Origin of the sequence: Enterobacter sp. 237C8 (assembly GCF_034106865.1) — a bacterium.
GTDB classification, from domain to species: domain Bacteria; phylum Pseudomonadota; class Gammaproteobacteria; order Enterobacterales; family Enterobacteriaceae; genus Enterobacter; species Enterobacter asburiae_B.
The window spans coordinates 140,335-150,097 of sequence record NZ_JAWNDF010000007.1 but is presented as its reverse complement, the minus strand read 5'-3'; the positions used below and the strand labels follow the sequence as shown (position 1 = coordinate 150,097).

The 9,763-nt window shown below is 55.8% G+C and carries 9 protein-coding genes and 1 tRNA gene; 3 read left to right on the top strand and 7 right to left on the bottom strand.

The annotated features are described in order from the left end of the window. Positions 1–296 precede the first annotated feature (296 nt). Positions 297–372: transfer RNA gene (locus USF70_RS17635), tRNA-Phe, on the bottom strand. A 169-nt stretch (positions 373–541) separates the two neighbouring features. On the opposite strand from USF70_RS17635, the gene USF70_RS17630 reads away from it, so the two are divergent. Beyond that, on the top strand, positions 542–1,387 hold the full coding sequence (locus tag USF70_RS17630) for an AraC family transcriptional regulator (protein ID WP_047059443.1): 846 nt from the start codon (positions 542–544) through the stop codon (positions 1,385–1,387). A 36-nt stretch (positions 1,388–1,423) separates the two neighbouring features. Then, positions 1,424–2,014, top strand: a complete 591-nt coding sequence (locus USF70_RS17625) for a LysE family translocator (RefSeq protein WP_221703344.1) — start codon at positions 1,424–1,426, stop codon at positions 2,012–2,014. Here USF70_RS17625 and USF70_RS17620 read toward each other — a convergent pair. From USF70_RS17620 to aspA, 5 genes are all read right to left on the bottom strand, one after another. Then, positions 2,011–2,586: a transcriptional regulator gene (locus USF70_RS17620; RefSeq protein ID WP_032641387.1), complete on the bottom strand. Its 576-nt coding sequence runs from the start codon at positions 2,584–2,586 to the stop codon at positions 2,011–2,013. The two genes, USF70_RS17625 and USF70_RS17620, sit on opposite strands and share 4 nt — an antisense overlap. A 49-nt stretch (positions 2,587–2,635) precedes the next feature. Then, positions 2,636–4,327, bottom strand: a complete 1,692-nt coding sequence (locus USF70_RS17615; protein WP_320735862.1) for a protein-disulfide reductase DsbD — start codon at positions 4,325–4,327, stop codon at positions 2,636–2,638. Continuing rightward, a complete protein-coding gene (gene cutA / locus USF70_RS17610; protein WP_320735861.1) occupies positions 4,303–4,626 on the bottom strand; it encodes a divalent cation tolerance protein CutA in 324 nt (107 codons plus the stop codon). The genes USF70_RS17615 and cutA overlap by 25 nt, the downstream gene beginning before the upstream one ends. Before the next feature lie 113 nt (positions 4,627–4,739). After that, positions 4,740–6,041, bottom strand: coding sequence for an anaerobic C4-dicarboxylate transporter (locus USF70_RS17605; protein WP_023334226.1), 1,302 nt, complete (start codon positions 6,039–6,041; stop codon positions 4,740–4,742). Between the two features lie 115 nt (positions 6,042–6,156). After that, the gene (gene aspA, locus USF70_RS17600; RefSeq protein ID WP_003855923.1) at positions 6,157–7,593 is read right to left on the bottom strand and encodes an aspartate ammonia-lyase; all 1,437 of its coding nucleotides are present in this window, start codon (positions 7,591–7,593) and stop codon (positions 6,157–6,159) included. Between the two features lie 335 nt (positions 7,594–7,928). Here aspA and USF70_RS17595 point away from each other — a divergent pair, with 335 nt between their 5' ends. Then, entirely contained in the window at positions 7,929–8,393 is a 465-nt protein-coding gene (locus USF70_RS17595; RefSeq protein WP_023616652.1) for an FxsA family protein, read from the top strand. Positions 8,394–8,417: 24 nt separating this feature from the next. On the opposite strand, the gene yjeH is transcribed toward USF70_RS17595, so the two are convergent. Further along, entirely contained in the window at positions 8,418–9,668 is a 1,251-nt protein-coding gene (gene yjeH, locus USF70_RS17590) for an L-methionine/branched-chain amino acid transporter (protein WP_320735860.1), read from the bottom strand. Between the last annotated feature and the right edge of the window lie 95 nt (positions 9,669–9,763).

The window sequence follows — 9,763 nt, the reverse complement described above, 5'->3', positions numbered from 1 at the left end:
ACGCCGTAGCGCCGATGGTAGTGTGGGGTCTCCCCATGTGAGAGTAGGGAACTGCCAGGCATCAATTAGAAGAACCCCGTACCGTAAGGTGCGGGGTTTTTTGCTTTGTGCGCGCAGAAAAGCTCGATGGCGCTGCGCTTGCGGAGCCCACGAGTTTAGTAGGCCGGATAAGGCAAAGCCGCCATCCGGCAACGCAGACCGCACGATCCCACGGCAAAGAGAAATAAGAATACAAAGAAGGGATGTATAAACGCAGAAAAGCAAAAACCCAGCCATAGGCTGGGTTCTTTAAATAGTGGTGCCCGGACTCGGAATCGAACCAAGGACACGGGGATTTTCAATCCCCTGCTCTACCGACTGAGCTATCCGGGCAACGGAGCGCATTAAACCGCAATCACGCTCGATCGTCAACATTATTTCGGGAAAAGCTGTTCAACTGCTTAAGTTTGCGGCAATCTGTCCGCTTTCGCCGTGAAAATGCACAAATCTTCCAGACACAACCAGCGTAATACGGCAATGCTGATAGCAAGAGGAGGACAGTATGGCGAATGACTGGCTTGAACTGCGTCAGCATGCAGATACGGGTATTGAGACGATTAAAGCGCATTTCGAAGGGCATGCCTTTGATCCGCACTGGCACGATAGCTATCTGGTAGGGATAACCCTCTCCGGCACGCAGCAGTTTCACTGCCGCCGTGAGCGTCATCGTAGCCAGCCGGGCGACGCATTTCTCCTCGAACCTGGCGAGATCCACGACGGTGATGCGCCTGTAGAGGGCGGCTTTACCTATTTGACCTTCTATCTGGATGAGCGCTGGCTTACCCGTGCGCTACAAGGGCTTTACGAATCTACTCCCGGGAGTTATTCACTCCACTTTGCCCGAACGCTAACGCGGGAGCCGCAGCTGGTGCGCGCTATCGGTGAGACATTCTCCACCCTGCATAATGACGAGATGAAAATCGTTCAGCAGAGCACTATGGATAATCTGCTCTCCCGGATCACCGCCCATTGCCACTGGCGTAAAAAACTGCCGTCGCAGTTACAAAGCGCTGCCGTGGCGCACCGTGCGCGCGACTATCTGTTTGCTCATATCGGCGAGAACGTAGGGCTGTCAGACCTTGCGCGCGAGACGGGCACGGATCGCTTTACCCTGACGCGCTGTTTTAAGCGCGAGTTCAACCTGGCGCCACACGCATGGCTTATTCAGCTTCGTCTGGCAAAGGCCCGACAGCTGCTGGCGCGTGGGGACCAGCCCGTTGATGTGGCTGCCACAGTGGGTTTTGCCGATCAAAGCCATCTGGGACGTTGGTTTCAGCGTGCTTACCGTATCTCTCCTGCACACTACCGACGGTTGTGCACAAACCTTCCAGACGTTTCCAAAAAATAACGGCACATTCATGGCTCTAATAAAAAGGAGCCACCTGTGAGTTTGATACCCTTTCTGTTGTTCGCATTTGTCGCCTCCATTACGCCGGGGCCGACCAATATTCTCGTGCTGACGAACAGCCAGCACTTTGGCGTAAAAAATACCGTACCTGCTATTTTGGGCGGATGTATCGCGGCCAGTGCGATTGTGCTGGTATCAGGCGCGGGCGCAGGGGAAGTGCTGCGGCAGTATCCTCTGATACGTCAGATAATGAGCTGGGCAGGCGTGCTGTGGCTAAGCTGGATGAGCTGGCAGCTGTTTCGCGCCCCGGCTGCCCGTCTCTCCGCTGAGAACCGTATCCGATTCACCGCTCGGGCGGCGGCGCTGCTGCAGGTCGTGAACCCCAAAACCTGGATGATGGCGCTGGCCGTCGTCAGCCTGTTTGCCCCAGCTGGCGACCATGCATTGCGGGATATTGCGCTAATGGCGCTATGGTTTCTGCTGATCTCGATAGCCTGTTTGATGTGCTGGGCGTGGTTGGGTAAAGCGGTGAACCGAATTTTTCGCACCACCGTGGCGATGGTGCGATTTCAGCGCCTGATGGCGCTGTGTCTGCTCGTCTCCGCCTGGGCGGGCATGCTGGCTTAGGTCAGTGCTCCACCCATTCTGCATTGGGCAAAGCGTAGAATATCTTCCGCAAGACGGTGTGCCGTATCCACATCGGCCTGGCTACGGTTCACCAGCATGCGGCTGAGGCAACCTTCCAGCACCAGCTCCATCTGTTTAGCCACCATCGCAGGGTCATCGACTTCCAGCGTGGTCAGCAGTTCGTGGGTAAAGTCATGCGCCGCCCGTTTTTGCTGATCCGCCAACTGGTGAATAGGATGGCCAGGGTCAGGAAAATAAGTGCAGGCGGCGATGAACAGACAACCCGGGTAGCGGTTGTTGCTGACGCATTCCGTCAGGGCAGTATAGCGCGCCAGCAGCTTTTGCTCCGCGGTCAGTTCTTCATTCAGCATCAGCTGTCTGCGCCAGACATCAACCTGCTGGCTGAGATAGCGCAGGGCGTCATAGAGTAGCGCCTCTTTATCTGGCCAGAAGCGCTTAAGTTCATCCAGGGGATAATCGATACGGTCGGCTACCATCTCAAGCGTGGTGCTGGCGATCCCTTGAATCTCAAGTAGTTGCAGGGCTTGTCCCAGTACGTCTTCACGTTGCACGGTTATCTCCTCCGCTATTCCCAACGGTTTGTCCCGCTTAAAGTGTTGTTTACGGTTGGCGATTGCGCAAATGCGCGCTAAATGCCGCTGCATCCATAAACCCGGTTACACGCTGCTCAGGCTGCTCCTGGCCCTGTTGATTGAAGAACAGAATGGTTGGCAGCCCGAGTACGTTAAGCTGCTTCAGCAGAGCCTTATCCTGCGCATTATTGGCGGTCACGTTAGCCTGGAGCAAAACGGTCTCTTTCAGGGCGTTTTGCACCTGTGGATCGCTAAAAGTATATTTTTCAAACTCTTTGCAGGCGACACACCAGTCGGCATAGAGATCGAGCATCACCGGTTTGCCTTTCGCCTCTGCCAGAGCGCTGTTAAGTTCATCCACGTTTTTTATCTGGGTAAAGTTCAGATGCGCCTGGGTCTGACTCACCGGTGTGCCGAAGGCCCAGTCCTGCAGAGGGCGTACGCTCACCAGCGCGGCAGCCAGCAGCAGGATTTGCACCAGGCGCATCCATGGCTTCTTCGCCCCCAGGCTGACGATAAACGCCCAGGCAAAGAATGCTACGCCGAGCATCGCCCACAGGCGTAAACCCCAGGCGTCGCCGATGATACGCTCAAGAAGGAACACCGGCAGCGCGAGGATGACAAAACCAAATGCGGTTTTCACCGTCTCCATCCACGGGCCGCTCTTCGGCAGAAGTCGATTGCCGAAAACCGTGACCAGAATCAGCGGCAGGCCCATGCCGAGCGCGTAGAGGTACAGCGTACCCCCGCCGAGCCACATGTTACCGCTCTGGGCGATGTACAGCAGGATAGCGCTCAGCGGTGCGGTAGTGCAGGGAGAGCAAATCAGCCCGGCAATGGCACCCATCGCAAACACGCCGCCTGCGGAGCCGCCCTGCTGACGGTTGCTCATCAGCGTTAAGCGCGTTTGCAGCGAAGAGGGCAGCTGTAGCGTGAACAGGCCAAACATTGACAGCGCCAACAGGATAAACACCGCTGACAGGCCAATGAGAACATAAGGGTGCTGGAGTGCTGCCTGGAACTGTAACCCGGCAGCGGCAACCACAAGGCCAAGGGCTGTGTAGGTTAGCGCCATTCCTTGCACGTATATAAAAGCCAGCAGCAGGGCGCGGGCGGTAGAAAGACGCTGTTTGCCGCCCAGCACGATGCCAGAGATGAGCGGATACATCGGCAACACGCACGGCGTAAAGGCAATGCCGATACCAATCAGTAACGCCCACAGCGCTGAGAACGGAAGGTCAGCGCGGTCGTTGGTTTTCTCAACCGCAGGGACCGGCGTTACAGCAGCAGACGCTTTCACTTCGCTAAGCGGCACGACTTTCGTTTCCGGTGGATAGCAGAATCCCGCGTCCGCGCATCCCTGATAGGTCACCGTCAGCGTCGCGCCTTTATCCGCCTGATTCACCGTCACGGGCACGCTTAAGCGCTGGCGGTAGATTTCACTCTTGCCGTAGAACTCGTCCTCGTGCCACTCGCCAGCGGGCAATTGTAATGCGGCCACGTTTGCCTGGGCAGGGGTAATACTCACCTGCTTGCGATAGAGGTAATAGCCCTCTTTCACCTGCCAGGTGAGCGTCAGATCGTGCTGGTTCTGCTGAAAATCGAAAACAAACGCCTGGTCGGCAGGAATAAAGTTCGAACGGCCGGGCGCGTCAAACAACCCGGCAAAAGCTGACGTGCTGCACAGCAGCAGGATCAGCGTAAGGAAGCGTTGAGCCATGAGATATAGTCGTTATCGCCGTGGACCACTGGCAGCACCAGCAGCTCCGGGGTTTGGTAAGGATGATGAGATTTGAGGCAATCCAGGAGAGCCTGCTGATTCGCCAGATTGGTTTTGAGCAACATCTGGACTTCGTACTCTTGCTCCAGCTTGCCTTCCCAGTAATAAAGGGAGGTGGCACCAGGGAGGAGCGTCACGCAGGCAGCCAGTTTTTCGGCCAGCACTTTGGCGGCGAGATCCTGGGCAGAGGCTTCATCAGGGGCGGTACACAGTACGACAACAGCATCAGGCGTGTTCACAAGTCGACCTCCTCATCACGAAAGGCTTCACTATATCACGCAAGGCGGTTGGTCATTAATGAAACGGGCCGCAGAGCGGCCCGATTTTAACTATTTTTACAACCACTCACCGTTTACAGCACCACGCCGCCAATGATAAAGCCGAGGATCACGCAAAGTGAAATGGCGACCACGCCCGGGATCAGGAACGCGTGGTTAAACACATACTTACCGATACGGGTTGAGCCGGTGTCGTCCATCTCCACCGCCGCCAGCAGGGTTGGGTAAGTTGGTAGAACGAAGAGGGCAGAAACCGCTGCGAAAGAGGCAATCGCCGTCAGTGGCGTCACGCCCAGCATCAGTGCCGCAGGCATCAGCGCTTTGGTGGTCGCAGCCTGGGAGTAAAGCAGGGTAGCGGCAAAGAACAGCACCACCGCCAGCAGCCACGGGTAGTTGTGCAGCAGATCTCCAGCGACGGTCTGAATGTCGCTGATGTGCGCTTTCACGAAGGTATCACCGAGCCACGCCACGCCCAGTACGCATACGCAGGCGCTCATACCGGATTTAAAGGTGCTGGCGTTCAGCACTTCGCTGGTGTCGATTTTACAGGTGATGCTAATCAGCGTCGCGATGGTCAGCATAAACACTACAATCGCTTCGTTACGCGGCAGGACAGGGTTCTGGATCAGGCCCACGGTGTCGCTGATGGCGGTCGCGTAGAACATCACCGCGACAATACCGATCAGGAACAGCAGCACGGAGCGCTTTGCGTGCGGCTTCAGCTCGAAGACCTGGCTGCCGCGCAGTCTCACTTCACCCTTGGCGAGGCGTTCCTGGTAAACCGGATCGTCTTTCAGTTCGGCGCCGAGGAAGTTACACAGCACGGCAGTGATCATCACCGCGATCAGCGTCACCGGGATACAGATCGCCAGCAGCGTCAGGTAGCTCACGCCCATCGGCTCCAGAATACCGGCGAAGAAGACCACCGCAGCGGAAATCGGCGAGGCGGTAATCGCAATCTGGGACGCGACGACGGCAATAGAGAGCGGACGAGACGGACGGATACCCTGCTCTTTCGCCACTTCGGTAATCACCGGCAGCGTAGAGAAGGCGGTGTGGCCCGTACCGGCGAGAATGGTCATAAACCAGGTCACCAGCGGGGCAAGGAAGGTAATGTATTTTGGATGGCGGCGCAGCATACGCTCCGCCAGGCTTACCAGGTAGTCCATACCGCCTGCCACCTGCATAGCGGCGATAGCGGCAATAACTGCCATGATGATTTCGATAACGTCGAACGGGATTGCGCCGGGTTTAATCTGAAAGATAAGGGTAAGAACGAGCACCCCGAGACCGCCGGCAAAACCGATGCCGATACCCCCGAGTCTTGCTCCCAAATAAATCGCCAACAAGACGATGACGAGTTCTGCTCCAAACATAAGGACCTGCCTTGCTTATTAACAAGTTGATATTGAATTGTTGTATTTAGGTAACGCCTAAAAAGAAAAAAGGCACGTCACAAGTGACGTGCCTTAAGAAGCCTAGCCAGAACGGTTACTGTTCGCTTTCATCGGTATATCGTTTCGCTTTATATGCCGGGTGCATCAGGTTCTGGGCCGAGAAGATATCGTCCAGCTCAGCTTCGGTCAACAGCCCGCGCTCCAGCACCACTTCACGTACGCTCTTACCGGTTTCGGCGCAAATCTTACCGACGATATCACCGTTGTGGTGACCGATGAACGGGTTGAGGTAGGTGACGATCCCGATTGAGTTATAGACATAACCCTCACAGACTTCTTTATTCGCCGTGATGCCGTTAATGCATTTTTCCAGCAGGTTGTAGCAGGCGTTCGTCAGGATGTGGATAGATTCAAACATCGCCTGACCAATCACTGGCTCCATCACGTTCAGCTGCAGCTGACCCGCTTCAGAGGCCATGGTCACGGTCGTATCGTTACCGATGACTTTGAAGCAAACCTGGTTCACCACTTCTGGCACTACCGGGTTCACCTTGGCTGGCATGATGGATGAACCGGCCTGCAGCTCTGGCAGGTTGATTTCATTCAGGCCAGCGCGCGGACCGGAAGAGAGCAGGCGCAGGTCGTTACAGATTTTGGACAGTTTTACCGCCAGACGTTTCAGGGCGCTGTGTACCATGACGTAGGCGCCGCAGTCGGAGGTGGCTTCAATCAGGTCTTCTGCAGGCACAACCGGCAGGTTAGAGACTTCAGCCAGCTTCTGTACCGCCAGCTGCTGATAGCCATCCGGGGTGTTCAGACGCGTACCGATGGCGGTGGCGCCCAGGTTCACTTCCAGCAGCAGCTCGGAGGTGCGCAGCAGGTTTTTGGTCTCTTCGTTCAGCAGTACGTTAAACGCGTGGAATTCCTGGCCGAGCGTCATCGGCACCGCGTCCTGCAGCTGGGTACGACCCATTTTCAGGATGTCCTGGAACTCAACCGCTTTACGCTGGAAGCCATCACCCAGCTGGTTGATCGCATCCACCAGTTTCACCACAGAGGCATACACCGCGATACGGAAGCCGGTAGGGTAGGCGTCGTTGGTAGACTGGCATTTGTTTACGTGGTCGTTCGGGTTCAGGTACTGGTATTCACCTTTCTGGTGACCCATCAGCTCCAGGCCAATGTTTGCCAGTACTTCGTTGGTATTCATGTTGACGGAGGTGCCCGCGCCGCCCTGATAGACGTCAACCGGGAACTGGTCCATGCATTTGCCGTTGTTCAGCACTTCATCGCAGGCTGCGATAATCGCATTTGCCGCGCTTTTAGGAATGGTTTGCAGCTCTTTGTTGGCCAGTGCTGCGGCTTTCTTCACCATCACCATGCCACGGACAAACTCAGGGATGTCGCTGATTTTGCTGTTGCTGATGTAGAAGTTTTCAATCGCTCTCAGAGTGTGGACACCGTAGTAGGCATCCGCTGGAACTTCCCTGGTACCCAACAAGTCTTCTTCGATACGAATGTTGTTTAACATGTGAACCTTCTTTTCAAGCTGCCGATGGATTGTACTAAACACACAGTATTTATGTGGTTTTGAATATTTTCTGGCCGACGATTATTCCCTCAATCAGCCAGATGCTCGAGATCATATGCTGATGATAGCGAATTGCCGTAAGCTGGATCACTTATTATCGAGCCGATTCCATGATAATTATTAATCTGTGAAATGGGTCACCGCTTTATAATTTCCAAAAAAAATATCCGTGCAAACTGATTGAATTTTCGCTAACCGTCACCATTTCATACAAACGCGCGTCGCGAACACATTCAGACAGGGGCCCGATGGCCTCTGCCACACAGGAGATGCCAGTGCGCTGGATACCGTTTATTGCTTTCTTTCTCTATGTTTACATTGAGATTTCCATTTTCATCCAGGTTGCCCATGTGCTGGGCGTCCTGCTGACGCTGATTCTGGTGATTTTCACCTCCGTCATCGGCATGTCGCTGGTGCGTAATCAGGGTTTCAAAAATTTCCTGATAATGCAGCAGAAGATGGCCGCAGGGGAAAGCCCGGCGGAAGAGATGATCAAAAGCGTGTCGTTGATTATTGCGGGGCTGCTGCTGATCCTGCCGGGGTTCTTCACTGATTTCCTCGGCCTTCTGCTGCTTCTGCCGCCGGTGCAAAAACACCTGACCATGAAGCTGCTGCCGCATCTGCGCTTTAGCCGTATGCCGGGGGGCGGATTCAGCACCGGGCCGGGCGATACCTTTGAAGGGGAGTATCAGCGTAAGGATGAACAGCACGACCGTTTAGACCATAAAGACGATCGGTGATTTTGTTGCCCGGTGGCGCTTCGCCTACCGGGCTTCCGGTAGCGCACCGCGCTTCGGCAAAAACACCCACAGCCCTGCCAGCATGACAATCGCGTACAGACTCTTCCATCCCACCATCGCCAGCAACAGCAGGCAAAGCAAACCCCCGACGACCGCCAGAGCTTTATAGCGACCTTTCAGCAAACGACATCCCGCCAGCATGCACAGCAGGTAGATCATGATGAAAATGCCGTTGGCGTAGACGATCAGCGCGTCCAGATTGATCTTCAGTGCGTAAATACACAGCGTGCTCACCACGCAGCAGCCCAGTACGGCATTCAGGGCATTCAGCGGAAGCTGGCGTTTAGACAGGCGTGCGAGGCGATTCTCAGGTTTGTCGAGCGCCTGCGACCACACCAGCCGGGCAAAGCTCTGGATATAAATATTGAGGCTGGCAAAACAGGCGAGATAGCCGATGACACAGGCGATCCATAGCGCCTTCACGCCGAACAGTTCCACCACGATACCCGGCAGCGATGCCGCGGCGGCGAGATCCGCTCCGAACGCGTGGAAGTGTAAGACCAGCACGGTACACGCCCAATAGACCGTGCCAGCAAGCAGCAGGCCTATCATCAACGCGCGGGGGAAATCGCGTTCAGGCTGCTTAAATTCAGAGGCCAGATGGGCAAAGGCTTCCAGGCCGACAAAACACCAGAACATGACGGAGAGCGCGGCGAAAAGCTGGGAATGGTCGACGTCTGTCACCGCAGGGAAGGGAATTTCCTTTATTGTGATATCGCCCGCCCACCAGATTGCGACAACGAGCGCGACAATCAGCACCGCAACCAGCGTCTGCAGGTTGGCGCTGGAGCTGGCGCCGCGAGAGCCCACCCACCAGACGATCGCCAGCGTACCCAGTTCGGCCAGCAATAACTGCTCGTTATGCCAGCCAAACAGCGCCTGACCAAAACCGGTCGCAATATGCAACGCCGCAGGAAGGCCAACCGGAATGACGGAGAGAAACAGCCAGCCGGTAACACGCTGCAGCCGCGGGCCAAAGGCCAGTCCGACAAAGTGCGCCACGCCGCCCGCGTTGGGGAAATGCCGCCCCAGGATGGCGAATACAATGGCTATCGGGAAAACTAATACAATCAGCGCTGGCCACGCCCACAGGCTGTTATTTCCAGCCACCAGCGCCGCCAGTGCGGGTACGGCAAACACGCCCGTACCTAACAAGGAGGTTGAGAGCAGTCCGACGCCCTGCGCCAGCCCCAGCTCCTGCTTGAGTCCACTCATTGACATCGCCCTGCCAGTACCAAAAGAGAGGCGATGGTAACACTTTCGCAAATTTTTTTTTCGACTCCCCCTTGAAGGGGGAAAAAGCTATCCCC